25 protein-coding genes are annotated in these 24282 nt (G+C 71.4%); 12 read left to right on the forward strand and 13 right to left on the reverse strand.

Annotated elements, in window-relative coordinates; genetic code table 11:
• Positions 1–93 precede the first annotated feature (93 nt).
• From QSK36_RS33905 to QSK36_RS33915, 3 genes are all read left to right on the forward strand, one after another.
• A complete protein-coding gene (locus QSK36_RS33905) occupies positions 94–1350 on the forward strand; it encodes a low temperature requirement protein A (protein ID WP_285785195.1) in 1257 nt (418 codons plus the stop codon).
• A 94-nt stretch (positions 1351–1444) separates the two neighbouring features.
• On the forward strand, positions 1445–2200 hold the full coding sequence (locus QSK36_RS33910; protein WP_285785196.1) for an SDR family oxidoreductase: 756 nt from the start codon (positions 1445–1447) through the stop codon (positions 2198–2200).
• A gap of 200 nt (positions 2201–2400) precedes the next feature.
• On the forward strand, positions 2401–2631 hold the full coding sequence (locus QSK36_RS33915) for a hypothetical protein (protein ID WP_183544376.1): 231 nt from the start codon (positions 2401–2403) through the stop codon (positions 2629–2631).
• A gap of 6 nt (positions 2632–2637) precedes the next feature.
• Here QSK36_RS33915 and QSK36_RS33920 read toward each other — a convergent pair whose 3' ends face one another.
• A complete protein-coding gene (locus QSK36_RS33920; protein ID WP_183544643.1) occupies positions 2638–3297 on the reverse strand; it encodes a sigma-70 family RNA polymerase sigma factor in 660 nt (219 codons plus the stop codon).
• A 357-nt stretch (positions 3298–3654) separates the two neighbouring features.
• Between QSK36_RS33920 and QSK36_RS33925 the strand changes: the two genes are divergently transcribed.
• From QSK36_RS33925 to QSK36_RS33935, 3 genes are all read left to right on the forward strand, one after another.
• A complete protein-coding gene (locus tag QSK36_RS33925) occupies positions 3655–6426 on the forward strand; it encodes an ATP-binding protein (RefSeq protein ID WP_285785197.1) in 2772 nt (923 codons plus the stop codon).
• Positions 6427–6638: 212 nt separating this feature from the next.
• On the forward strand, positions 6639–7745 hold the full coding sequence (locus QSK36_RS33930) for a cytochrome P450 (protein ID WP_183544380.1): 1107 nt from the start codon (positions 6639–6641) through the stop codon (positions 7743–7745).
• Between the two features lie 270 nt (positions 7746–8015).
• Positions 8016–9011 (forward strand): ferritin-like domain-containing protein, encoded by a 996-nt coding sequence (locus QSK36_RS33935; protein ID WP_285785198.1) that lies wholly within the window; start codon positions 8016–8018, stop codon positions 9009–9011.
• Here QSK36_RS33935 and QSK36_RS33940 read toward each other — a convergent pair.
• From QSK36_RS33940 to QSK36_RS33950, 3 genes are all read right to left on the reverse strand, one after another.
• Positions 9006–11774 (reverse strand): AAA family ATPase, encoded by a 2769-nt coding sequence (locus QSK36_RS33940; RefSeq protein ID WP_285785199.1) that lies wholly within the window; start codon positions 11772–11774, stop codon positions 9006–9008. The two genes, QSK36_RS33935 and QSK36_RS33940, sit on opposite strands and share 6 nt — an antisense overlap.
• 152 nt (positions 11775–11926) lie before the next feature.
• Positions 11927–12253: a cupin domain-containing protein gene (locus QSK36_RS33945; RefSeq protein ID WP_182900191.1), complete on the reverse strand. Its 327-nt coding sequence runs from the start codon at positions 12251–12253 to the stop codon at positions 11927–11929.
• Complete coding sequence (locus QSK36_RS33950; protein ID WP_182900192.1) at positions 12250–12690, reverse strand: cupin domain-containing protein; 441 nt, start codon at positions 12688–12690, stop codon at positions 12250–12252. Before QSK36_RS33950 ends, QSK36_RS33945 begins: the two co-directional genes overlap by 4 nt.
• A 394-nt stretch (positions 12691–13084) precedes the next feature.
• Between QSK36_RS33950 and QSK36_RS33955 the strand changes: the two genes are divergently transcribed.
• Positions 13085–13480: an FAD-dependent oxidoreductase gene (locus QSK36_RS33955; protein WP_285785200.1), complete on the forward strand. Its 396-nt coding sequence runs from the start codon at positions 13085–13087 to the stop codon at positions 13478–13480.
• A gap of 91 nt (positions 13481–13571) precedes the next feature.
• On the opposite strand, the gene QSK36_RS33960 is transcribed toward QSK36_RS33955, so the two are convergent.
• The 4 genes from QSK36_RS33960 to QSK36_RS33975 form a co-directional block, all read right to left on the reverse strand.
• Positions 13572–14417: a MerR family transcriptional regulator gene (locus tag QSK36_RS33960; protein ID WP_285785201.1), complete on the reverse strand. Its 846-nt coding sequence runs from the start codon at positions 14415–14417 to the stop codon at positions 13572–13574.
• A gap of 59 nt (positions 14418–14476) precedes the next feature.
• On the reverse strand, positions 14477–14968 hold the full coding sequence (locus tag QSK36_RS33965; protein ID WP_285785202.1) for a VOC family protein: 492 nt from the start codon (positions 14966–14968) through the stop codon (positions 14477–14479).
• Positions 14969–15135: 167 nt separating this feature from the next.
• On the reverse strand, positions 15136–15663 hold the full coding sequence (locus QSK36_RS33970) for a hypothetical protein (protein ID WP_285785203.1): 528 nt from the start codon (positions 15661–15663) through the stop codon (positions 15136–15138).
• Positions 15664–16029: 366 nt separating this feature from the next.
• Positions 16030–16944: a DNA-3-methyladenine glycosylase family protein gene (locus tag QSK36_RS33975; RefSeq protein WP_285785204.1), complete on the reverse strand. Its 915-nt coding sequence runs from the start codon at positions 16942–16944 to the stop codon at positions 16030–16032.
• A gap of 126 nt (positions 16945–17070) precedes the next feature.
• Between QSK36_RS33975 and QSK36_RS33980 the strand changes: the two genes are divergently transcribed.
• Together QSK36_RS33980 and QSK36_RS33985 are read left to right on the forward strand one after the other, a co-directional pair.
• Positions 17071–17340, forward strand: a complete 270-nt coding sequence (locus QSK36_RS33980; protein WP_183544397.1) for a DUF6191 domain-containing protein — start codon at positions 17071–17073, stop codon at positions 17338–17340.
• A 237-nt stretch (positions 17341–17577) separates the two neighbouring features.
• Positions 17578–18990: a condensation domain-containing protein gene (locus QSK36_RS33985; protein WP_285785205.1), complete on the forward strand. Its 1413-nt coding sequence runs from the start codon at positions 17578–17580 to the stop codon at positions 18988–18990.
• Here the strand turns inward: QSK36_RS33985 and QSK36_RS33990 are convergent.
• Positions 18950–19582 (reverse strand): LysE family translocator, encoded by a 633-nt coding sequence (locus QSK36_RS33990; protein ID WP_183544401.1) that lies wholly within the window; start codon positions 19580–19582, stop codon positions 18950–18952. The two genes, QSK36_RS33985 and QSK36_RS33990, sit on opposite strands and share 41 nt — an antisense overlap.
• A 69-nt stretch (positions 19583–19651) precedes the next feature.
• On the opposite strand from QSK36_RS33990, the gene QSK36_RS33995 reads away from it, so the two are divergent.
• The gene (locus QSK36_RS33995; RefSeq protein ID WP_285785206.1) at positions 19652–20206 is read left to right on the forward strand and encodes a PM0498 family protein; all 555 of its coding nucleotides are present in this window, start codon (positions 19652–19654) and stop codon (positions 20204–20206) included.
• A 173-nt stretch (positions 20207–20379) separates the two neighbouring features.
• Positions 20380–20577 carry a hypothetical protein gene (locus QSK36_RS34000; RefSeq protein WP_182900201.1) on the forward strand — a complete coding sequence of 66 codons (198 nt, stop codon included), beginning with the start codon at positions 20380–20382 and terminating at the stop codon, positions 20575–20577.
• A gap of 7 nt (positions 20578–20584) precedes the next feature.
• On the opposite strand, the gene QSK36_RS34005 is transcribed toward QSK36_RS34000, so the two are convergent.
• From QSK36_RS34005 to QSK36_RS34020, 4 genes are all read right to left on the reverse strand, one after another.
• A complete protein-coding gene (locus tag QSK36_RS34005; protein ID WP_285785207.1) occupies positions 20585–21439 on the reverse strand; it encodes a sulfotransferase family protein in 855 nt (284 codons plus the stop codon).
• A 94-nt stretch (positions 21440–21533) separates the two neighbouring features.
• Complete coding sequence (locus QSK36_RS34010; protein ID WP_285785208.1) at positions 21534–22058, reverse strand: hypothetical protein; 525 nt, start codon at positions 22056–22058, stop codon at positions 21534–21536.
• Between the two features lie 126 nt (positions 22059–22184).
• Positions 22185–22985, reverse strand: a complete 801-nt coding sequence (locus tag QSK36_RS34015) for an IclR family transcriptional regulator (RefSeq protein ID WP_221264565.1) — start codon at positions 22983–22985, stop codon at positions 22185–22187.
• A 99-nt stretch (positions 22986–23084) separates the two neighbouring features.
• Positions 23085–23444 carry an ArsR/SmtB family transcription factor gene (locus tag QSK36_RS34020; RefSeq protein WP_183544413.1) on the reverse strand — a complete coding sequence of 120 codons (360 nt, stop codon included), beginning with the start codon at positions 23442–23444 and terminating at the stop codon, positions 23085–23087.
• 51 nt (positions 23445–23495) lie between these two features.
• Here QSK36_RS34020 and QSK36_RS34025 point away from each other — a divergent pair, with 51 nt between their 5' ends.
• Complete coding sequence (locus QSK36_RS34025) at positions 23496–24263, forward strand: SDR family NAD(P)-dependent oxidoreductase (protein WP_502883389.1); 768 nt, start codon at positions 23496–23498, stop codon at positions 24261–24263.
• Positions 24264–24282 lie beyond the last annotated feature (19 nt).

Here is a 24282-nt window from a genome sequence, read left to right on the forward strand (position 1 = left end):
GAGCGCGCGGGTCCGGCGCCGCGTTGTCACAGACCTAAACTCTGCCCTGTCTTCGGAGCGGACCGTACGTTGCACAGCGACAGGAGCAGGACCTTGCCACCAGCAGGCACCACGATCCGGATCCGGGTCCGGATGAGCGCCCGTGCCATCGATGAGCCGCACCGCGTTTCGAGTCAGCTCGAACTGCTGTTCGATCTCACCTTCGTGGTCGCGGTCGCGGCCGCCACCGCGCAGTTCGCGCACGACATCGCCGGCGGTCACGGCCTGGCCGGGCTGGTGCCGTTCCTTCAGGTGTTCTTCGCGATCTGGTGGGCGTGGATGAACTTCACGTGGTTCGCCTCATCCTACGACACCGACGACGTCGCCTACCGGTTGCTGACCATGGTGCAGATGGCCGGTGTGCTGGTCCTCGCCGCCGGCGTGCCCGCCGCGGCGAGCCACTCCGCCTACGGGGTCATCACGCTGGGCTACCTCATCATGAGAATCGGGCTCGTCGCCCAATGGCTGCGGGCCGGTCTCGAAGATCCGACGAGGCGCCGCACCGCGTTTCGCTACGCCGGCGGCATCAGCCTCCTGCAGTTGGGCTGGCTGTCGCGGCTCGTCCTCGTGGAGACGGGAGTCCTGCCCTCGTCCTTCGGTCTGCCGTTCTTCGTCTGCCTGGCCGTCCTGGAACTCGCGGTGCCGCGGTGGGCGGAGCGGGCCAGGGCCACCAACTGGCACCCGCACCACATCGCCGAGCGCTACGGCCTGTTCACGATCATCCTGCTCGGTGAGAGCGTGCTGGCCGCGAGCAGAGGGGTCGGAAGAGCGCTCGAGACGGGCGAGGTCGGCGGTCCCTTCGTCGTGATCGCCGGCGCCGGTCTCACCCTGCTGTTCGCTCTTTGGTGGCTGTATTTCCTCGGACCTGCCGGGGACGGTCTCAGCGATCGCCGTCATCGGTCCTACCTGTGGGGATACGGCCACTATGGAATTTTCGCAGCTCTGGCAGCCCTCGGCTCCGGGCTCGAGGTTGCGGTGGAGAAGAGCGGGCACGACGTCGTGGCGTCGTCGCCGGCGCTCGGCTACGCGGTCGCCGTCCCGGTGGGGGTGTATCTCGCCCTGCTGTGGGCGGTGCACGTGCTCGTCGTCACAGAGCCCGTCATGTTCCCCGCCGCGGTTCTGGCGTGCGTCGTCATCGTCCTGTCACTGCCGCTCGCGACGCCCTGGGTCGGCGTGGCCGGCACGGTCGCGGCGATCGCGGCCGTCTGCGTTGTGCTCGTCGCCGTCACGATCTGGTCGGCGGCCACCGGGGCGCGCACGGGAGCACGTCGTCATGACCCGCCCCACGTGACCGGTGACGAGTTGACGTGAACTTCGCGGCTGCCGTCACAACCCCGGAGGCTGTCCGGTCTTAGCTGGCGACCGGGTGGCAACGAGGTGGCCCGGCGGACAGAAAGAGAGCGCGATGAAGATCGTGGTAATCGGCGGCACCGGCCTGATCGGGTCGAAGCTGGTGAAGCAGCTGGGCGAGCACGGTCACGAGGCGGTCGCGGCGTCGCCGAACACCGGCGTCAACACGCTGACCGGCGAAGGGCTGGCCGAGGTGCTGGCGGGCGCGCAGGTGGTGGTCGACGTGTCGAACTCGCCGTCGTTCGAGAGGACCGCGGTGCTGAAGTTCTTCGAGACCTCCACGGGCAACCTGCTCGCGGCGGAGGCGGAGGCGGGCGTGGGTCACCACGTCGCGGTGTCGATCGTGGGAACGGAGCGGATGCCGGAGAACGGCTACTTCGCGGCGAAGATCGCCCAGGAGCAGCTGATCGAGAAGTCGGGGATCCCGTTCTCGCTCGTGCACTCGACCCAGTTCTTCGAGTTCGCCCACGGCATCGCGGACGACGCCATGGAGGACGGCAAGGTGCACATGGCGCCTGTGCTCTTCCAGCCCATCGCGGGCGACGATGTCGCCCAGGCGGTCGGCCGGACCGCGGTGGGGTCGCCGCTGAACGGCAGGGTCGAGATCGCCGGGCCCGAGCAGTCCCGGATGGACGAGTTCTTCCGGCAGGCGCTGTCCGCCTGGGGCGACCCGCGCGAGGTGGTCACCGACCCGCACGCGCGTTATTTCGGCAGCGAGCTGAGCGAGCGGTCGCTCGTTCCGATCGGCGACGCCACCCTCGGCACGATCCGCTACCACGACTGGCTCGAACGCACCGCCACCGGCAAGTAGGCCGACGAGGCCGTTCATCCCTGAGGGCGCGCACGCGATGACCGAGATCACCGGCCACGCCGCTGTCCCGGCCGCACCGCTGTCCCGGCCGCACCGCTGTCCCGGCTGCGCTGCTGTCCCGGCTGCGCTGTGCAGGTCGCCGCGGTCATCGCGTCCCGCCCCCGGCCGAGTCATCCGCACACGACACGGAGAGAGGAACGATGACCGCTCCGAACGACGAGACCGAATTTCTGCACGAGCTCGAAATCGAGGTCGAGGCGGAGGTGATCCGGGTCGAGTCCAGCCGTCCGGAGGACGCCGCCGGCCTGCCGGTCACCGACTGGCTGTTCGACCCGACGGACGCCGAACGCGAGGAGATCGGCCTGCGAGGGCTGCTCGCCGCGGTCGAGGTGCTGGAAGACGACCTCCGGCCCGGCGATCCCGCCGAGTAGAGCGGCCTAGCGGGCGACGCCGGCGGCGAGCAGTTCCTCCAGTTCGGCGAGGTCGCCGGTCTGCGCGGCGGAGAGGAACGTCCGTACGAGGCGCCGGTGCCCGGTGGTGCTCACCGGGTTGCGCCGCTCGCCGGCGAGGTGGTCGCGGGCACGTCGCACGAGTTGCCGCGCGTGGTCTTCGCTCAGGCCGAGGATCTCGGAGATCCGGCGGTAGGGGTAGTCGAAGGCCACGCGCAGGAGATAGACCGCTCGTTCGGCGGGAGTCAGTCTCTCCAGCAGCAACCGGATCGCGGCGTCGACCGCCTCGTGTCGCTCGGCCGCCGTCTCGGGGCCGCCGGAGTGGTCCGTCGGCTCGGGTAACCAGGGGCCGGCGGAGGTCTCGCGGCGCCTGCGGGCGGACTGGGCGACGTTGAGGGCGAGCCTGGTGGTGGTCAGCGCGAGGAACGCGGGCGGATCGACGACGATCGAGCGGTCCGCGCGGGCCCAGCGCAGCCACGTCTCCTGCACCACGTCTTCGGCCTCGCCCACGTCGTGCAGGACGCGCAGGCCGATCGCGAAGAGCCGGGGCGCGACGCCGGCGAACGCCGAAGCGGCTCCGTCCCATCCTCCGATCGATCCTTGGCCGGTCCGCTCCGCGTGGTCTCTGTGCGACTCCAACAGGTTCATGGTCACGACCTCGGCTCCGTTCACACGCGGCATCCGGCGATGCCGCTGTGATCACGGTCGCGTCCGGGGCCCTTTCATCGCGCCCCGGAGAGAGCGTGGTCGACACCCTGGCCCCGATGCCACGGGCGCCTAGGGTCCCCGTGGTAGGCACCCTGGGGCCCGCGCGAGCCGCTTCGCACCGAGGTCGTCGCGCTGGTCGTCACAGGCAGGATCACCCCAACCGCGAATATTGACCAGGCCGGGGTTGATTGCCGGGTTGACACCGGAAAGGTAGGCTGCGCGTCGATCCGAGGGGTAGCGCCGGTAGCCTCCTACGTTCGGCGGTCAACGGGTGAGGGGGGCGGCGGGGCGGTGCCCATGGCAAGCAAAGGTTTCGAGCCGCCGCTTCGTGGGCGGCAGATCGAGTGCGAGACGCTGGACCAGCTCGTGGCGACGGTGCAAGCCGGCCACAGCTCGGTCCTGGTCCTGCGCGGCGAGGCCGGCATCGGCAAGACGGCGCTGCTGGAGTACGCGCGGGGCAGCGCGTCCGGCTGCCGGACGGCCAGAGCGGCGGGCGTCGAGTCCGAGATGGAGCTGGCCTTCGGCGGCCTGCACCAGCTGTGTGCCCCCTTCCTGGATAACCTCGGTCACCTGCCGGGCCCGCAACGCGACGCGCTCGGTACAGCGTTCGGCCTGAGCGCGGGACCCCCGCCGGACCGCTTCCTGGTCGGGCTCGCGGTGCTCAACCTGCTCGCCGAAGTGGCCGGGAAAGGGCCGCTGGTCTGTCTCGTCGATGACGCCCAGTGGCTGGACGAGGTCTCCGCGCAGACCCTCGCCTTCGTCGCGCGACGCCTGCTCGCGGAGCCGATCGGGCTGGTGCTCGCGGTGCGCGAGCCCCACCTCGGACAAGAGCTGAGAGGGCTGCCACAGCTCGACGTAGGACGGTTGAGCGACAGCGACGCCCGCGCTCTGCTCGACTCCGTGACTCCTGGACGACTCGACGAGCAGGTCAGGGACCGGATCGTCGCCGAGACGCAGGGAAACCCGCTGGCCCTGCTCGAAATGCCCCGGGGATTGACGCCGGCGGAGCTGGCGGGTGGATTCGGGCGGCCCGACGCGCGCCCGCTGGCGAGCCAGATCGAGCAGAGCTTCCTGCGGCGGGTCCAGTCGTTGCCGGCCGAGACGCAGCGGCTGCTGCTCATAGCTGCGGCCGAGCCGGTCGGCGATGTGACCTTACTGACTCAGGCGGCGGAGTTGCTGGGCATCGACGCGGCCGCCGCATCGCCGGCCGAAGCGGCGGGGCTGATCACCATCGGGACCCGGGTACGTTTCCGCCATCCCCTCCTGCGTTCGGCGGCCTACCGCGTCGCGGCCCCACAGGACCGGCAGGACGTCCACCGCGCGCTGGCCGACGCGACCGATCCCCAATCGGATCCCGACCGCCGGGCGTGGCATCTCGCCAACGCGGCGGCCGGCCCCGACGAGACGGTGGCCGCCGAGTTGGAGCGCTCGGCCGACCGGGCGCAGGCGCGCGGCGGAGTCGCCGCGGCGGCCGCCTTCCACGAGCGGGCGGCCGAGCTGACCCCCGATCCCGCACGCCGCGGCGCCAGGGCATTGGCGGCGGCACGCGCCAAACATCGGGCCGGTGCGTACGACGCCGCGCTCGAACTGCTGGACGCGGCCGAGCTCAGCCCTCTGAACGAACGCGAACTCGCCCAGGCCGGCCTGCTGCGCGGTCGGATCGCGTTCGCCTCCAGAAGCGCAGGCGCTGCCTTCCCCCTGCTGCTCAGAGCCGGCAAGCGCCTGGCGCCGCTGGACGCCGGGCTGGCCCGCGAGACCTACCGTGACGCGTTGAACGTGGCCATGAACGCGGGCCGTCTGCCGAGGGGCGCTCAGGTGGTGGACATCGCGAAGGCGACGCTCGCCACACCGCCGGGGCCGCCGCCGGAGCGCAACGATCTGCTCCTGAACGGTGTGGCCGTGGCGCTCACCGAGGGTTACGCGGCGGGCGCGCCGATGGTGCTGCGGGCCCTGGACGCCTTCCGGGCCGAGGGGGCCTCCAGGGAAGAGGGCCTGGGCTGGCTCCCGTTCGCGTCCCGCATGGCCCATAACGTCTGGGACTTCGACAACTGGTCCGTGCTCTCCGCGAGGCTGGTCGACCTGGCACGCGAGGCGGGTGCGCTGTCGGTGCTGCCCTCCGCTCTCCACATGCTCGTGTCGAACAGGGTCCTCGCCGGCGAGTTCGCCCTGGCCGATGCGCTGGTCGCCGAGGCGGTGACGATCGGCGAGGTGACGGGCAGCCGCTTCCTGGCCCAGTACGCGGCCCTGGTACTCGAGGCGTGGAGAGGCCGGGAGGCCGCGACACGTCAGGTCAGCGACGCGATCATGCGGGACACGGCCATTCAAGGGGAGGGCAAGGTGCTGACCGCCACCCAATGGGCGAGCGCGGTGCTCTGCAACGGCCTCGGCCGCTACGAGGAGGCGTACGTCGCGGCCGAGCGAGCCTTCGAGCACCCGCAGGAGCTTGGCGGGACGGCCATCAGGTCCACGATCGAACTCGTCGAGGCCGCCGCCCGGAGCGGAAGGCCGGCCCGAGCCGCCGAAGCCGCCCGGCGACTCGACGAGATGGCACGAGCCAGTGGCACCGACTGGGCCCTGGGCACCTCGGCGTGCGCGCGTGCCCAGGTGAGCGACGGATCGGACGCCGACACTCTCTACCGCGAGGCGATCGAGCGGCTCGGCCGGACCGAGGTCCGGACGACGCTCGCCCGCACCCGGCTGCTCTACGGCGAGTGGCTGCGCCGGGAGAACCGCCGCCTCGACGCACGCGAGCAACTGGGCATCGCGTACGAGATGCTCAGCGACATGGGGGCCGAGGCGTTCGCGGAACGCGCCCGGCGTGAGCTCCAGGCCACCGGTGAGACGGTACGCAAGCGCACCGTCGAGACGCGCGCCACTCTCACCGCCCAGGAAGCGCAGATCGCGCGCCTGGCCGGTGACGGTCTGACGAACCCCGAGATCGGCGCGCAGCTCTTCATCAGCCCGCACACCGTCGAATGGCACCTGCGCAAGGTCTTCGCGAAGCTCGGCATCGCGTCCCGCAGGCAGATCAGCACCGCGCTGCTCGCGGGCACCGGGGCCACGGCCTGAGGTCTCGCTGATTCGCCCGTTGACGGGCGGTGCGACATTTCGTACGTTCCGCGTAGGCCGCACCCCGGGCGCCCCCGACGGAAGGGGTTGCAGTGACCACCGAGCCGGATTCGAAGCCGAATGTCGTACCGGATATCGTGCCGGGGCCACTTGCCACGCCCCCACCGGAGTTCGCCCGAAGACGCGAGTCGGGGCCGTTGGAGCCGGCGACCATGCCAAGCGGCGACCGCGTCCCGATGGCCGTCCGGTACGAGGACGTCCGCGCCCTGCTGGCCTCGCCCGCATCCAGCCGCAATCTCCGCCTCCCCGGATTGCCGCGGTTCGTGAGCGGCGTCGGCATCGACGACGACCCGGACGCGCTGATCAATCAGGATCCGCCGGAGCACACGCGCTACCGCCGGATCATGCAGGGCACCTTCACCCCGCGCCAGATCGAACCGTGGCGCCCCCGCATCGCGGGGATCGCCGGAAAACTCCTCGACGGCCTGGGTGACCGCTTCGACGTGGTCCAGGGATACGCGCTGCGGCTACCGGCCCATGTCATCTGTGAAATGCTCGGCGTGCCGATGGACCACTACGAGCGGTTCGTCCAGTGGACGGACATGTTCCTGACCACCTCCACGGCCACCGAGCAGGCGCGTTACGAGAGCTACAACGACTTCATGGCCTACGCCGCGGAACTGGTCGCCCAGCATCGCCTCTCGCCCGGCGAGGACCTCATCGACCTGCTCATCCAGGCCAGGGACTCCGGCGACCGGCTGTCGGAGGGCGAGCTCGTCAACACCGTCTTCTCTCTCATCACGGCCGGTTACGAGACGACCGCCTCGATGATCGCCCGTGGCGTGTTCCGGCTGCTCCTCCATCCGAACCAATGGGACGAACTGGTCGCGGACCCGGCCCTGACGGCTACCGCCGTCGAGGAGATCCTGCGCTTCGACGGACCGCCCGCCAGTGCCTTCATGCGCCGCATCACGGAGGACACCGACCTGCCGAGCGGCTCGCTGAGCGCGGGGACGGTCGTCATGCCGAACCTGAACGCGGCCAACCACGACCCGCAGGCGTTTCCCGAGCCCAGCCGGTTCGACATCCACCGTTTCACCGAACACCCTCCCAACCCGCATGTGGCATTCGGTTACGGTCCGCACCGCTGCCTGGCGGCCAGTCTCGCCAGGGTCGAGCTCACCGAGGCGATCAGGGCCCTGGTCACCCGGCGACCCGCTCTCCGCCTGGCCACCTCGCCCGAGTCGGTGACATGGACCGATGGTCTGGTCCTTCGGCCGGTCGCCCTGCACGTCACCTCGGGGGCGGCAGGCGCCTGACCGAGGCGGGCCGGGCGCGCCTGGTGGCCGGTCGACGGCAGCGCGCGAAGTCGTGACGGCTCCCTTCCGCCAGGCGCGGAGCTCATGGGTCGTGAAGAAGTTCCCGGCGGCTGTCACACGTCCGGCGGCTGTCCGGTCTTAGCCTGCGACCGGTTGCGTCACACCCACAGACACCACTTCTGCCAGTGAGGTAGGACTTCGATGAACGATCTGGAACCGCAGGGGACTGTCGCTGTTCCCGGACCGGCGCCAATCGACACCCTCGACGGTTTGCGTGAGCACCTTCAGTGGGCGGTCGAGCTGGAACACGCGACGTTGCCGCCGTACCTGTGCGCGCTGTACTCCCTGGAGGCGGAGCACAATCCGGAGGCCGCGGAGGTGGTCGGCAGCGTCTTCGCCGAGGAGATGCTGCATCTGGCGCTGGCCGCGAACCTGCTCAACGCCGTCGGCGGCCGGCCGCGCCTCGACATCCCGGAGATGTTGCCGCCGTATCCCCGGCGGCTGCCCCACAGCGATCTGGAGCTGTCGCTGCTCCCGTTCGGCCCGGAGTCCCTGGAGATGTTCCTGCGACTGGAACAGCCGGCCCCACCCGGCGCTCCGGCGGAGGGCGACGGCTACGAGACGATCGGGCAGTTCTACGACGCGATCGAACAGGGACTACGCCACCTGTGCGAGCAGCTCGGCGAGCGGGAGGTCTTCTGCGGCGACCCCGCGCGCCAGGTGAGCGGCAGCCATTTCCGGCACACCGCGGGCTGGTTGTTCGCAGTGGAGGATCTGGAGTCGGCGCTGGGGGCGCTGAAGGAGATCGTCGAACAGGGCGAGGGTACGGCCCGGGGCGAAGTCTGGGACGGCGACCAGGACATCTTCCACCCCGATCGGGACGAGGTCGCCCACTACTACCGCTTCCGGGAACTCCAACTCGGCCGGCGCTACCGGCGCGGCGACACCCCGCAGTCCGGGCCGACCGGCGAGACGATCTCGGTGAACCTGGCCGCCGTGCGCCCGATGCGGCCCAACCCGCGGCTGTCCGATCACGCCCCGGGCAGCGCGATCCGTACCGCGCAGGACGAGTTCAACAGCACCTACTGCACGCTTCTGAACCAGCTGGAGCAGGCCTTCGACGGCGACCCGAAACTGCTCGGGGCCGCCGTCGGCACGATGTACGCGCTCAAGGCCCAGGCCGACGCCCTGTTGCTGATGCCCGATGTGGACGGCACCACGGCCGGCCCCACCTTCGGCTACGTGCCGCCGGAGTCGCGCTCATGAGCGTGTCCGCCGCGGCTCGGAGTCGAGCTCGGCGAGCGCGGTCTTCAGTTCGGCGCGCCCCCTGATGCCGAGCTTCGTGAAGACCTTGCGCAGGTGATACTCGGCGGTGCGCGCGCTGATGAACAACCGCGCGCCGATGTCCCGGTTGGTGAGACCCTCGCGTGCGAGGCGCGCCACGTTGAGCTCCTGCTCGGTGAGCCGCGCCGCCGGCCCGTGCGCGCGCACGCGCGGGGTCTCGCCGCTCGCGCTCAGCCCGCGGGCGGCGCGCTCGGCGAAGCCGTTCAGCCCACAGCCCGACAACGCCTCGTGGGCGGCCCGGAGCTGCTCGCGCGCCTCGGCGTGCCGCCCCGCGCGGCTGAGCACCTCCCCGTACAGCAGGCGGCAGCGCCCCACCATGATCGGAATCCGCTCGTGCTCGAAGCGCTTGACGGCGTCCCGGTACAGGCTTTCCGCCTCGTCGCCCGCGCGCAGTTGCGCCTCCGCCATCGCCAGCACGCCCAACGCGTAGCCGGTGCCCGCCGGACGTGTGACGCTCGCCAGTCGCTCGAACGCCTGCTCGGCGAGCGCGCGCTCACCCGTGTGCACGGCCGCCTCCACGAGCTCGAGCAGCGTGCGCATCGCGTGGCTCAGCTCGTGTGTGTACGGCAGCTCGCGGCGGCCGGAGGCCACCGCGTCGGCGAAGCGCCCGAGGCCGTTGTAGAGGATGGCCTCCGCGAAGTTGACCGCGCTCAGCCCGTAGCCCTCGCCACGTGCGTACGCGTCGGCTCGGATCCGCTCCGCCCAGCGCTCCGTCTCGCCGGCCTGCCCCCGGTAGGCCGCCAGGAAGAGCCGCCCGTACTGCGGCAGCGGGTTCCCGGTGACGTCCTTGATGGCGTCGATCTCGTCACAGGAGGCCTCCGCCGCGTCCAGGTCGCCGTCGACCGTCTGCGCCAGCATCAGCAGGCTCAGCGCGATCGGCAGCACCGTCACGACGCCTTCGGCGCGGGCGAGCTCGACCTGCCGGTCGGCGAGCGCGCGGAGTGTGCGGGTGTCCCACAGGTCCTGGGCGGCGCGGGAGGCGAACCACATCCAGTGCAGCTCGAGCGAGTCCGGGGCCTGCTCGAGGAACGCGCGCTGCGCGCGGCGCAGGGTCGCGATCGCGGCCTCCTGCCCTTTGGCCGCGAGCAACGCCTGGCCGCGCAGGATCAGGTCCCGCGCGCGGTCGGACTCCTCGGCGCCGGGCGTCGCCTCCAGGATCGCGTTCGCTACGGCGGCCACCTGCTCGGCGTCACCGAGGCGGCCGCCGTAAACGGCGGCCGCCAGCGCCTCGATATAGGTGTCGCGGGCGAGCACGGGGTCGAGCCCTTCGAGGCCCTGCGCCGCGGCGAGCAGGAGCCGCGCCCCGCTGCTGTCGCGCCGTAGCGCGTATCCGGCGCGGGCGCGCAACCGGGCGACGAGCGCCTCGTGCAACGCGGTGAGGGGAAGGTCGCGGGCGGTGTCGAGCAGGCGCAGGGCCGCTGCGGGCGCGCCCGCGTCGTGCTTCGCCTCGGCGGCCGCGATCAGTCGCTGCGCGCGGCGGAACGGCGCCGGCGTCAGCTCCGCCGCCCGCTCCAGGAACGCGCCCGCGGCGGCCGCGCCGCCGCGGGTCCGCGCACGCACCGCGGACCGCTCCAGGTCGGCGGCGACCTCCTCGTCCGGGCGCAGCGTCGCGCTGGCCCGATGCCATGCCCGGCGATCCGGGTCGTGGCCGGCGCTGGTGACCTCGGCCAGCGCGGCGTGGACACGCCGCCGGTCCTCCGGTGACGCCGCCCGGTAGACCGCCGACCGTACGAGCGGATGACGAAACCCGACGCGCGTGCCGACCACGAGCGCGTCGGCGTCCGTGGCGGCGTCGACGTCCTCCGGGCCCAATCCCAGCACCTCGCTCGCGCGCCACAGCAGCCCGGGATCACCGGTCGGGTCCGCGGCCGCCAGCAACAGCAACAGGCGCGCCGACTCTGGCAGCGGCTCGAGCTGCGCGACCAGGCTCTGCTCGATGCGGCTCTCCAGCGGCATCGAGCGGGTGAGAGCGAACCCGCCGACGATCTCGGCCGGGCTCAGCGCCCGGGGCAGCTCCCGCAGTGCGAGCGGATTGCCGCGCGCCTCCGCGATCAGCTGGTCGCGCACCCGCCGGTCGAGGCCGCCGGGGACCGCGAGGCGCAGGAGCTCACGCGCGTCGTCGTGGCCCAGTCCTTCGACGACGAGCTGCCGAAGCCCGGCGAACGCGTCGCCCACCGTGCGCATGGCGAGCACGATCGCGACCCCCTCGGCGTCGAGACGCCGGGCCGCGAACGCGACAGCCCGCGCCGACGCCTCGTCGAGCCACTGCGCGTCGTCGACGACGCAGACCAGCGCCCGGTGGCCCGCGGCCTCGGTGAGCAGCCCGAGCAGTGCGAGCCCGACGAGAAAGGGGCTGGGCGCGGATCCCCGGCGCAGGCCGAACGCCGCCTCGATCGCCTCGCGCTGCGGGGCGGGCAGGCGCCCGGCCGAGCTCATCATGTGCCCGCACAACTGGTGCAGACCGGCGTAGGCCAGCTCCATCTCGGACTCCGACGCGACGATGCGCTCGACCCGGACGTCGGTCGCGGCGCGCGCCGCCATGTGGTCCAGGAGCGCGGTCTTGCCGACGCCCGCCTCGCCGGAGACGACCAGCGCACCGCTGTGACCGGCACGGGCGCGGTCCACCAGCGCGTCCAGCTCCGCCGACTCGCGATGCCGTCCCCGCAGCGGCGCGGTCTCGGTCACGGCGTCACCTTCGCTGGGATCTACCGATGCATGCTGTCTTTGGCGGCCAAAATCCTATCTGAGCCATCGGTGACGCATGCGCGGGCACGGCAGGGCCGGTGTGCGCCAAGACTGAAGGCGGGAACCGGATCCGGTTCCCGCCTTCTTCGCTCTCAACGTGTGGTGGTGAACAGGAACGCGCAATCCTGTACGGCCTCCACGCGGTGGCGGCGTTCCGGCATGACCAGCAGATCGCCGGGCAGCCCGTCCCACGAGTCGGGCCCGGCGACAAGCCGCACGCGCCCGTGCAGCACGTGCACCGTGACCTCGCCGGGATGCTCGTGTTCGTGTATGTGCTCGCCCTGTCGCAACGCCATCACGGTCTGCCGCAGCGAACGGTCGTGCCCGCCGTGGACGGTGGTGGCGCTGCGACCGCTGTCCGCCTCGCGGGCGAGTGCGAGCAGATCACGGACGAGTGCGGTCAGCGAAACCTTGGTCATGACCGCGGCGCCCTACGGTCGCGCCGAGCTTCCAGCTCCTCCGGGCTGACCACGGTCAACATCGGCTGCCCGGGCGCGCAGAACATCGTCACCACGAACGCCGACTCCTCGTCGGCGAGATGGTTGCCGTCCTGGTAGTGGATCACGTCCCCGCCGGGCTCCCAGAACGTCTCACCGGCCCGGACGACCCGCGCGGGCTCGCCTTCGAGCTCGAAGTCGATCGCTCCTTTGATCACGAACCCGAACGCGGGCCCGGAGTGCCGGTGAGGCGGCGCACCAGGACTGTTCGGCGGCAACGTGACCAGGATCGTCATCGCCTCGGCCCCCTCCGGCGCAGGCGGGGCCCCCGGCACGGTGCCGACCACGTCGATCTTCGGGGGCGGACCGCTCTTGTCGGGGTTCTCAAGGTGGTGAACGTGGGTGTGATCGGTGCTCATCGGGCTTCCTTCGCGTGACGGTGGCCGGCTCGATCCGGCCGTGCACCAGCTCAGACAAGACAGCGTCCCGATGCGTGACAGCGCCGTCCTCGGCGAGGCTGGTTGTGAACGCCGAAGGCCGGCGGCGCGGGCGCGCTGCACCAGTGCCTGCCGCCCCGCCTGTACGAGCTGTTCACCGCCACGGCCGGGCTGCCCAGCAGGCGGGTCACCGTCGTCGACGAACGCCTGCGGGAACTGCACGGCGTGACGTTCGACGGCGTGTCGGCAGGGGGCGACCCCGCGACCTTCAGCGCTCCGGTCGACCGGATGGTGCTGCGCCAGGTTCTCCTGGCCGGGCTGGACGGCGTGGTCGGTTATGGTGCCGAGTTCACGCACTACGAGCACGAGGGCGAGCGTGTGCGCGTCTGGTTCGCCGACGGCGGCCCCCAACCTGGTGTCCCTGGTGGCCGCCGCCGAGGTGGATCAGACGTTCTGCGTGGCGATCAGGAGCTCCGTCCCCGTCGGGCCCTGGAGACCTTCCAACGTCACCGTGCTGGGCGACGCCGTTCACGCGATGAGCCCGGCCCAGGGCTCGGGGGCCAACTGCGCGTTGCTTGACGCGGCCGTCCTGTGCCGTGCCCTGTCCGGCGCCGTCACGGCGGGCCTGCCGCTCGCAGGCGCGATCGGCGACTACGAACGGCGGATGACCGGCTACGGCTTCGCCGCGGTGCGCGCGTCCGAGCGGGCGGCGATGGCGAGGAGCGGACCTCTGACCAGGGCGATGTCCCGGCTCGGGCGAATGCTCCGCTAGAGCGTTTCCGACCGGAACGAGCTTCGCAGGCTGGTTCGCCGTCAGCGCGTGATCTGGGACCGTTGCGCGACCTGCTCCATGACGCCCGGGTCTACCGCCAGGTCGCGGACTCCGGGTCGACGCCATGCGCCGCGGCATTCGCGCAGATCGTGTCGCGCAGCCAGACGGCCAGGCCCGGCTCGACCGCGTCGTAATGGCCGGCGAACCGGGGATCGGCGGTGAACATCCGCCCGATGCAGGCGTGCATCGAGTGTGTGCAGTCGAAATACCTCGACATCGACGCGCGGTGCCGCTCCGCGAGCGCGTTCGCGCCGGTGGACCCGGGCGTGACGCCGGCGCGTTTCGCCGCGGCGAGGTCGGCGTTCAGGGCATCGGTCTCGGCCGCGATCCTCTTCCAGTCCTCCGGGGTCATCTCGCCGGCCCGCTCGACGTACTGCGCCCACTGCGCGCTGTCACCCCAGCGGTCCTCGGCCTCGTCGGCCCAGGCGGGCTGCCAGTCGTCGCCGAAGATCTCCACCTGCTCCTCCGGGGTCAATCGCATGCCGGTGCTCGACGCACCCAGCATGCGGTCGACCGCGCCGACCATCCTCCGCAGGCGGGAGATGCGCTCCACGAGCAGCGTCCGCTGCCGCCGCAGATGGTCGCGCGCGTCGGCGCCCGGGTCGTCGAGGATCCAGCCGATCTCGGCGAGCGGAAACCCGAGCTCCCTGTAGATGAGGACGCGGTGGATCCGCGCGACGTCGTCGCCCGAGTACACGCGATATCCGGCCCAGGTGCGCCCGCTCGGACGTACGAGGCCGATCGCGTCCCAGTGGTGCAGCGTCTTCACGCTGACCCCGACGAGCGCGGCAGCCCGGCCGACGGTGAGGCCGTCGGAGCCGTCGGAGCCGTCCGGTCCGGTGGTGGCCGGTCGGCATTCGCTGGCGTCGCTCGTCACCGGCCCAGTATCGCCGACCTCGCCGGAGGCCCACGGCCTGAGGCTGGCGTACGGGGTGCTCACTCGGCCGGGATCTCGATGCCCATCGCTCGCAGGTCGTCCGCCCGCGCACTGTGCGGATCGAGCGGCTGAGCGGCCGTCATCACCACCCGGGCGTTCTCGGGCGTGACGACCGTCAGCTCGATGGAGTTCCACGGCATCTCCCTCGGCCCGCTGGTGCAGCCCGGCACGAGTTCCTCGCAGCGGGCGGCGATCTGGTCGATCTGGCTGAGGACGCAGGCGAAGCTGACACTCATCGCCGGGACCTCGCCCACGTGTTCCGCGGGCACGAGCAGGACGTCCTGGAAGGCCCAGCGGCGCAGATGGGTCAGCCGATCCGGCACGGAGAACAGGTCGACGAACCCGAGCCCGCGGGTCCAGAAGTCCTTCGACGCCGCGAGGTCGCGGGTGGGGATGCTGACGAACATCGGCATGCCGTAGTAATCCCGGTAGATGTCGGGGGCGGTCGCGTCGAGCGCGGGCATGGGGACGGGACTGATGTACTCGCTCATGCCCTGATCGTCGAGCCTCCTGCCGCGTCAGGGTCAAGGCCGTGACGACGGCGAACGGCCATGCCTGTGGAGACGGCCGCGGCGGCGATCAGGGACGCGACCCGGTGGGGAAAAGAGGGGGGCGCGTTCCCGCTCCTCGGAACGCGCCCCCGGTCATGGCGTGGACGTCAGGCGACGTTCACCGTGGCGGAGCTCTGCCGCTTGGCCGACGTGCCGGCGAAGTCGGCCTTCCATGTGCCGGTCCCGCCGCTGTTCACCTTCACGCTGTACTGCCCGCGCGACCCCGTACGCGTCGAGGTGACGTACGTGTAGCGGGCGGAGCCGGCCTTGCGGAAGTAGACGGCGATGGTCTGGGCGGCAAGGCCCGACCGGCCGGAGGTCAGCGAGCCCGAGAGTGTCAGCTGCTTGGCACGCCGGTCGTTGCGGGACCGCTTCGCCGTCTCCTCACTCGCCGAGGCGGTGATGGTCAGCGAGGTGGCCGCGACGGAGCGGGAGCCCTTCTCGCCGTCATCCCGCTTGGGGTCCTGCTTGGGGTCCTGCTTCGGGTCCTGCTTCGGGTCCGGCTTGGGGGTCGTGGTGGCCACGGGTCGCGGAGCGCCCGGCTGACCGGTCGCCGCGAAGGCCGACGCCGTCGGGACGAGCACACAGGCGCCGACGGTGGCGGTCAGCAGTCCGGCGATCACTTTTGCACGCATTGGTTCCTCCTCGGGAAAACCACCGGTGCGGGTTTCAATGGACAGAGAGGGTGCCCGCACCGGATTTCGCCTTCGCCGAAGAACGTATCGGCCTTTTTCGCGGCCGAGACGATTCTTAAATATGCACACGACCACGGCGGCCCGCTTACGCCATTCTTATGACGCCAGCTCAGAGCGGGCGCGTGGACGACGATCGACCCAATGCGAAAGAAGCCGCCCGGGCGATGAAGTCTCATCCGATATTCAGCCCGCGTGAGAATCCGATGAGACGACACCCCGGCCCGTTCATCGTCTTCTCAGACGCCGCGAGACGACGGCGCCACGAGGATCGCGCCGCCGTCCACCGCGCTGCCCGCCGCAGAGGGTTCAGCGGCCTCGCGTCGGACGGCTCAGGGGCCGGTCGTCGTCCATGGCTCCGTAGCCGGACGCCCGGAACAGGAAGGAGGCCCAGGACCGGTAGGGCCGCCACGCCTCGGCCACCTTCCGGTACGCGGCAGGCGGGGCGTCCTCCGGCAGCCCGTACGCCTCGCGCAGGATCGCGAACAGGCGTGGTTCGTCGCCCGGGAACGCGTCCGGCGCACCCGCGCCGCGGATCAGGATCAGGCCGGCGGAGAACGGCCCCACGCCGGGCAGAGCGCGGAGCTCTGCCAGCGCCTCCTGAGGGTCGAGCGCGCGCAGGTGCTCGGCGGTGAGCACGCCGTCGAGCGCCGCGCGGGCCAGCCCGCGCAGCCACTCCTCCTTCTGCGTGGGCAGGCCGAGACCGCCGGCCTGCAGGAGCGTCATGGGCGGAGGAAAGGCGGTGTAGGTCTCCCCGTCCACGACGACCTTCGCGCCGTATCGCTCCGCGATGCGCTGTTTGAGCCGGGCGGCGATGAGCATCGACGAACGCTGCACGATCACCGCCCAGCAGGCCGCCTCCCAGGGGCTCCAGAAGCCCAGCGGGCGCAGTCCGGGACTCTTCCGCTGCAGGTCGCCGAGCACCGGGTCGGTCTCGCCGGCCGCGGCGAAGCCGGAGCCGTCCACGTCGAGGGACAGGATGCGCGCCACCTCGCCCCGGATCCGCGGCCCGGCGGCCCGCGTCGTGGCGACGGCGACCCCGTCCGGCGCGGCGGTCACGGTCACGCCGATCGGCAGCCAGTCGGACTCCGCGCAGTAGGCGAAGCGCAGCGCACGCCCGTCGGAGGGCAGGCCGCTGGTGGCCGGCCAGTCCTCGACGAAGCGCAACGTGGCGCCGAAGTCGAACGGGCCCTCTGCCGTGAGCGTGAAACCGTGCCTGGTCATGGGCGACATCGTACGAGGCCGGGCCGACAAACGATCTTTCCGGCCGCATGGGCGTGACCCCCGGGGGCCATACCGGATCTTCGGGAACGAGGACACCCGGAGAGGACGGGAGGTACGGTCGGGATCATGGAGATGCTGGCGTGCGCGCTGATTCTTCTGGCCCTGCTCGAACGCCTGTGGCGATGGGCGGCCAAGGTCCGCAAGTCAGGCCGGTCCATCTCGGCCACCGGATTCGACGAGTTCACGGCGGCCTTCCTCTCCACCAAACGGGTGCAGCTGGAGCAGCGGCAGAGCGAGACGATGCTCCGCGACGACGAGACCGACGGCGCGCCACCCGCCAACCGCATCGACGCCGCCCGCAACAAGATCACGATCGTCGTACCGGACAAGAGGTAGCCCCGCACCTCGGAACGCTCTCCTTCGAAAGCTTTCGGCAGAAGACTTGCGACTTTCACTGTCGCCCTTCCACTCCTGTTGCCTATTCTTCCGTTGCACGGCGACTTCCGGCGTGACCAAACCGGACCAACTGGCATTCCCGTGCCGATCATGGAGTGGCATCGTGTCGAAACTTTTCGGTGACAGCGTGGAGATCGGCCTCGGCGACGAGCCGGCCTCCCAAGGGATGACGGGTTCATGGTGACGGTGGCGTTCAGCGGCAGCCGGGAGGGCCAGGCGCCGCTGACCTGGGGACAGCGACTGATATGGCGGGCGGTCCACCTGATGGGCGACAGCCAGACGTTCCTGAGCTGCCCATGGGTGCTCCCGGTGTACGGCAGGCGCGACCTCGGCAGCGTCCTGGACGCGCTGCGCGTGCTGCTCGAACGCCACGAGAGCCTGCGTACGACCTTCGCTCTCACCCCGGAAGGGCCGGTGCAGCGGGTCCGCCGCGGCGGCGAGCTGACCGTGGATCTGGTGGACGCGGGACAGGAACGGGCGCTGCGGGTCGCCGAGCGGCTCGCGGGCGAGCTGGGCCGGACGCCCTTCGCGCACGACCGGGACCTGCCGCTGCGCTGCGCCGTCGTCGTCAAGAACGGCCGCCCGATGGCGCTGGCGGTCGCCTTCTCCCATCTGGCGGTGGACTTCCAGGCGCTGAACACGCTGTCGGACGAGTGGAAGGCCCTGCTGCGCGGCGAGGAACCGCCGCCCGCCGAGTGGCAGCCGATGGACCAGGCGGCCGCCGAGCGCGCGGAGCCGTACCCCGCCCGCTCGGCCAAGTCCGTCCGATACTGGCACTCCGTGCTGGCGGAGGGGCCGCTCGACGTGTTCGACCATCCGCCGCGTGAGGCGGACGACCCGCGGTTCATCGAGGTCGGCATGGAGTCGGTGGCGCTCGCCACCGCGGCGCAACGGCTGGCCGAGCGCTGGACGATGAGCACGACCAGCGTGCTGCTCGCCGCCTGCGCCACCGTGCTGGCCGTCGTGAGCGGCCGTCCGCGTGCGGTCATGCAGCTCGTGCACAGCAACCGCCGCGACGCGCGCGTCCGCACGATGGTCGGCACCGTGGAGCAGGACGGCCTGTTCGTGCTCGATCTGCCCGCCACGGACTTCGCCGCCGCCTGCCGGGCCGCGCAGCGGGGGGCGCTCAGGGCGTACCGCAACGCGCACTACGACCCGTTCGAGATGCAGGCGATGCGGGAGGAGATCGGCCGCCGCCGCGGCCGGGAGCCGGACCTCGACGCGTTCTTCAACGACAGACGGACCGTCGGCACCTGGCCGGGCCTGCCTCCCGTCGGCCCCGACGAGGACGTGGCCCGCCTCACCGAAAACACCAGGACGTACGTCACGAACGCCTGGCCGGGTGTCCGGTTCAAGGCGTTCTTCACGGTCGTCTCGGCCCCCGACACCGGGAAGCTCAGCCTCATCGTGGACACCGCCTACCTGCCCCCGCACATTGCGGAGGCGATGCTGCGGGGCGTCGAGGCCCTGGTGGTCCGTGCCCTCACCGAGGAGGTCCCGATCGCCGCCGTCCCCGAGGTGTGCGGGGTCGGCCCCTACGACGGGCGGGTCAGGACTGCTGGATCGCCAGGCGCAGACCGAAGCCGATGACGATGAGGCCGGTGAGCCGGTCCAGGCCGCGCTTGACCGCCGGCCTGCGCAGCCAGCCGCGCAGAATCCCGGTGAACCCGATGAGCACGGCACTCCACACCAGCGCCTCGCAGACGTGGACGCCCGCCAGCAGTACGCCCATCACCGCGTGTGGCACGCCTTGGGGCATGAACTGCGGCAGCACCGCGACGTAGAAGGCGCCCACCTTCGGGTTGAGCAGGTTGGTCAGCAGGCCCCGCCGGAACGCCCGTCCCCATCCGGCCTCCAGCGGGCCGGGCGGTGCGACGTCCTCCGTCCGGCTCGTGCGGCTCTGCCAGAGCATCCTGCCGCCCATCCAGACCAGGTACGCGACACCCGCCCACCGCAGCACCTCGTACGCCACCTGGGAGGCGGTGAGGAGAGCGGACAGGCCGGCGGCCGTGAGCAGGCCCCACAGCAGGGTGCCGACCTGGATGCCGAGCACCACGGCCCAGGCCGGTCTCCGGCCGGCGAGCAGCGACGTACGCAGGATCAGCGCCGTGTCCAAGCCGGGCGTGAGCGTGAGCAATGCCACGATGACGGCAAACGAGGCGATCGCACCATAGACGTTCACGACGGCCACCGTAACCCACGCGCACGCACCCGGCTTGACCCTCTTCACATCGACGGGCACCCTGCGGAGGTGATCACCGTCCGGATGAACGACGCCGCGGCCGAGGCCCTGGGGTTCCCGGACAGCGGCCTCATGCCGACGGGAGTCGACGCCGCCGATCCTCAGCGACTCCTGCTGGGCGGCGGCATCGTACGCGACGACAGCGGCGCCCTTTTCGCTCCGGGATACTCGCACGAGCTCTCGCCCCACCGACACACTGACCTCACCGGCGTCGAGTGCGACGCCAACAGCCGGCACCTTGACGACCACCCCGACGTCGCCGTGTCGATCGACCACGCCGGGCGCCCGCGCATCGGCCGTGACCACCGGATTCATATGCTCAGGCAGGGCATCGTCCTGTCTGGCATCGTCCACACCCTCGCGCGTCGCCTGCCCGATCGACCGCCCGTCCGGTGCATCACCGCCACCGATGAGACGAACGGCACCTTCCGCTTTCACCAGATTCGCCCCGGGGAGGAGTGGCTACGACTGGACGATCTGGACGGCTATGCAGACGAGATGATCGTCGTCATCGACGCGGTTCCGCCCGATCGCGATGCGGACCGCGTCCAGCCCAACGGGTGATCGCACGCCCTCGCGCGGCCGGAAAGGGCCGGGGCGCGCGTGTTCCTGGGGGGATTCGAACCCGCATTGTGGTCAGGTGAGGAAAACCGCCGTCATCGGTGTGACGTGACTCGGGCCGCGACAGAGTTTTCGCGGCAGGCCGGGAAAACGATTGGCGGCATAGCATCGAAGGCATGGACGAACCACAGTCGGTCACGCTCCCCAACGGCCGCGATCTGAAATGCGACACGTGCGAGAACGAGCTGTTCGAGCTGCGCCGGTGGAAACTCCAGACCACGGGCATGACATTCATGAATCTCGACTGGGCCAACCGCGACGCCACCTGCTTCGTGTGCAGCAGCTGCCGTCGCATTCACTGGTTCCACTGGTGATCGGAAATCAGAGATAGCGCCAGGCCACTGCGATCTCTCGCAGCGCGTCGGGCACCTCCTCGGGGGCGGGCAGCGGACGGCCCGGCTGGACCCGCCCACTCCGGATCTTGTCGCGCCAGTCGCCGATGCCCTTCACGAAGTCGCCGTGGTCCTTGTCGCCGTACCGGACCATCTCGGGCTCGTACTCCACGCCCAGCCAGGCGCAGAGCCGGCGCAGCTCGCCTTCCGTGTCGTCGACGAGCCGCTCGTACCGGACGTCGACTCCTTCGAGACGGCGCCTGGCCTCCTCAAGGTGGCGCATGTACTGCAGCGTGTGCCGCACGGCCTCGCCCATGGGCCGCGCCCGCGGATCGGCCTCGTGCCAGGACCGGGCGATCGACGCGGGGTGGCGCAGGAGGAAGACGAATCGGGCATCCGGCCAGCACGTCGTGATGCGACGGTAGGCGAAGACGTTGCTGGGCGTCTTGTCCACGATGACCTCCTTGCCGCTCCTGACCAGCTCCCGATGCAGCAGGCGGTCCCACAGGATGTGCTCGACGTCGCTCGTACGGTGGCCGGCCGCCGCCATGGCCTGCCGTACGGGATCGGTGGTGAGGGTCACGGCGATCCGCCGGACGTGCAGTTCGTGCGGCGCGTGGATCCTGCTGTGGCTGTTCAGCAGCACGCGCAGGAGCGTGGAGCCGGACCTGACCGGTGAGAGCACGAAAACAGGCGCGCGCAGCAGGCGGTCGGCGGCGGGATCGGCGGGCGGGCGCGGCTCGTCTCGTGCCTCCGGAGCCGGTACGGTCCGTGGCCTGGCTCGGGTGATGACGTAACCGGTCATCTCTTCGACGGCGGCGTTGACCCTGCTCTTCCATGCCATGGCCGCGACCGTAGGGAGGCGTGGTGGCCTCGCGGTTAACGCAGGCTGGGGATTTCCGAAGTCGAGACGGCCAAGCCGGGCGCGCCGGTTGTGGTCACCCCGGCGACAGGACCAGGACCGCGTGGTCGGGCGCCACGCTCGCGAGCCGCAGGCGGATGTCGCCGATCCTGCCGGGCCGTCCCAGGGCCAGCGTCAGCCCGCCCTCCGTCCGGCAGCGGCCGTTGACGCAGTCCTGGCTGACGCTGGTGTTCATGCCCTCGACGTGGAAGGCACCCGCACCCGCTTCGAAGCCCAGCCGCAACTCGCCCGGGTCGAGTGAGACGATCGTGATCGCGTCGAGGCCGGTCTTCCGGTCGAGTCGCAACCGGTCACCAGGATGGACCGCCACCTCGCAGTCGGCGTTCCGGCACGCCTCCGGATGGTCCGCGGCCGAGACGACCGACGGGCTGGGCGAGGGCGACGCGGCGGGGACCGCGGTGGACACCGGGCCGCCCGTGGCCACGGGCCGCGGCCGCATCTGCGGCTCCGGGGTCCCGCACGCCGTGAGCAGCACGGTCACCGGAACGGCGACGAGGCCGGCCCGGCCGATCAGGCGGGACGCGTACGGTCCTCGACGCATGACTCTCCCCGAGACCACGACGGCTACGCCGGTCCGTGGCACCGGCGGCCGGAGCGGCCCAGGCCCCGCCGCTCGGCTCGTTCGAGCCTTCCCCGAGCCCGGCGGCCCCAATCCCCAAAATGGGGATCACAGGAGGAGGGCGCCGGTGATCTGGTGGGCGGTCCTGCGCACGGCCGCACTCAGGCGCGGCAGCGCCGCCGCTCCCACCGGCGCGGCGACCGCGACGGCCATGCACACCCCGCCGTCCGGGCCGCCGAAGACGGGCGCGGCGACGCAGCACACTCCCTCGGCGAACTCCTCCCGCGCGTACCCCACGCCCTCGCCGCGGACGGCCGCGAGCTCGCGTTCCAGCGCGGCCGGCGCGGTCACCGTACGGCCGGTCATCCGCCGCAGGGCCGGGGCGGCGAGGAACGCGGCGCGCAGGCCTGCGTCGTAGGCGAGCAGCACCTTGCCCGTGGCCGTGCAGTGCAGCGGCGCCCGGTCAACGCCGTCCGACGGCGACTTGACCCGGTTGTGCCCGTACAACCGCTCGACGTACGCGACCTCGAATTCGTCCCGCACGGCCAGGTTGACCGTCTGCCGGGTGGCCTCGTACAGCTGGAGCAGGTGCGGCAGGACCGCCCTGCGGGAGCCGGGCAGGCGACGGCCCTGGACCGCCCAGCCGCGCGGCGGCACGAGGTCGGCGAGGCGTCCGCCGACCGTGTAGTCGCCGCCCGTGCGCGTGACCAGGCCCCGCCGCTGCAGGGTCCCGAGCAGGCGATGGGTGGTGGTCTTGGAGAACCCGGTGGACCGGTGCACCTGGGTCAGGTTCATCGGCCTCATGCCGGCGGCGAGGCACAGGAGGATTTCTATCCCGCGTTCCAGGCTGCCCAGGGCGGAGGCCGCCTCCGCCCGGCGGGCGCGATCCAACGGTACGAACAACCTCACCCCGCGACACTCGTGAACCACATCCTGATCGGCCAGCGGTCACCTTAGCCGTGCCGCACGGCGCATGAGGGGCGAACGCGGGGGCGAACGCGCGGCTCCTCAGCCCTGCGGCGCGTGGCCCGAGGACGCCAGCCCGACCTGCCGGCCCACTCCGTCGCACTCCGCCGCGGCCAGCACGGGAGCGAGCAGGCCGGGGAACCGGGTCTCCATGTCGTCCCGGCGCAGCACGACGAAGCAACGGGTGCCCTCCTGACGGGTGCGGGTGATCCCGGCGTCGCGCAGAACCCTGAGGTGATGGCTGAGCGTCGACTTGGCGACCGGGGCCCGCAGCTCCCCCCATCCGCGCTCCCGCCCGTCGGCCAGCAGCCGGACCAGCCCCACCCGGATCGGGTCACTGAGCGCCGCCATGACCGCGGTGAGGGATATCTCGTCCAGTTTGGGGTGGTGCGCCTGCTTCATGGACCGATGGTAGCTTGTTCGATGTTTCGCGAACATCGAACAACGGGAGTCGTGTTGACCGGACAGTCAGCCGGCCGCTTCGCCGGCCGGGTCGTCGTCGTCACCGGTGCGGGCTCGGGCATCGGACGCGCCGCCGCCCTCGCCTTCGCACACGCCGGCGCCCAGGTCCTCGGGATCGGCCGCCGCGCACACGCCCTCGAGGAGACCGCCCGGCAGCACCCGCGCATCGCCGCACTCGCCGCCGATGTCCGCGGCGCGGGCTCGCCCGAGACGATCGCGCGTACGGCCGTCGACCGCTGGGGCCGGTTGGACGTGCTGGTCAACAACGCCGGCGCGACCACGGTCATGCCGCTGGCCGAGACGACGGCGGCGCGCGTCGCCGACCTGTTCGACCTCAATGTCACAGCGCCCAGCCTGCTCGCCCGGGCGGCGCTGCCCCACCTGCGGGAAACACGCGGCTCGATCGTCAACATCTCGAGCACCTACGGCCACCGGCCGCTGCCCGGCGGGGCGCACTACGCCGCTTCGAAAGCCGCGATCGAGCACCTCACCCGCAGTTGGGCGCTGGAACTCGCCGGGGATGGGATCCGGGTCAACGCCCTGGCCCCCGGGCCGACCGAGAGTGAGGCACTCACCGCCGCCGGTCTTCCCGAAACCATCGTCGAGCAGACCAAGCAGGACGAGGCCCGCCGCATCCCCCTCGGCAGGCGTGGCGAGCCCGGAGAGGTGGCCGAGTGGATCCTCCACCTCGCCGATCCCGCCGCGACCTGGCTCACCGGCCAGGTCCTCACCCTCGACGGCGGTCTGGAGCTCACCTGACCCGGGGAATCCCATCCGG

This window comes from Microbispora sp. NBRC 16548, assembly GCF_030268985.1.
In the GTDB taxonomy this organism is placed as follows: Bacteria; Actinomycetota; Actinomycetes; order Streptosporangiales; family Streptosporangiaceae; genus Microbispora; species Microbispora catharanthi.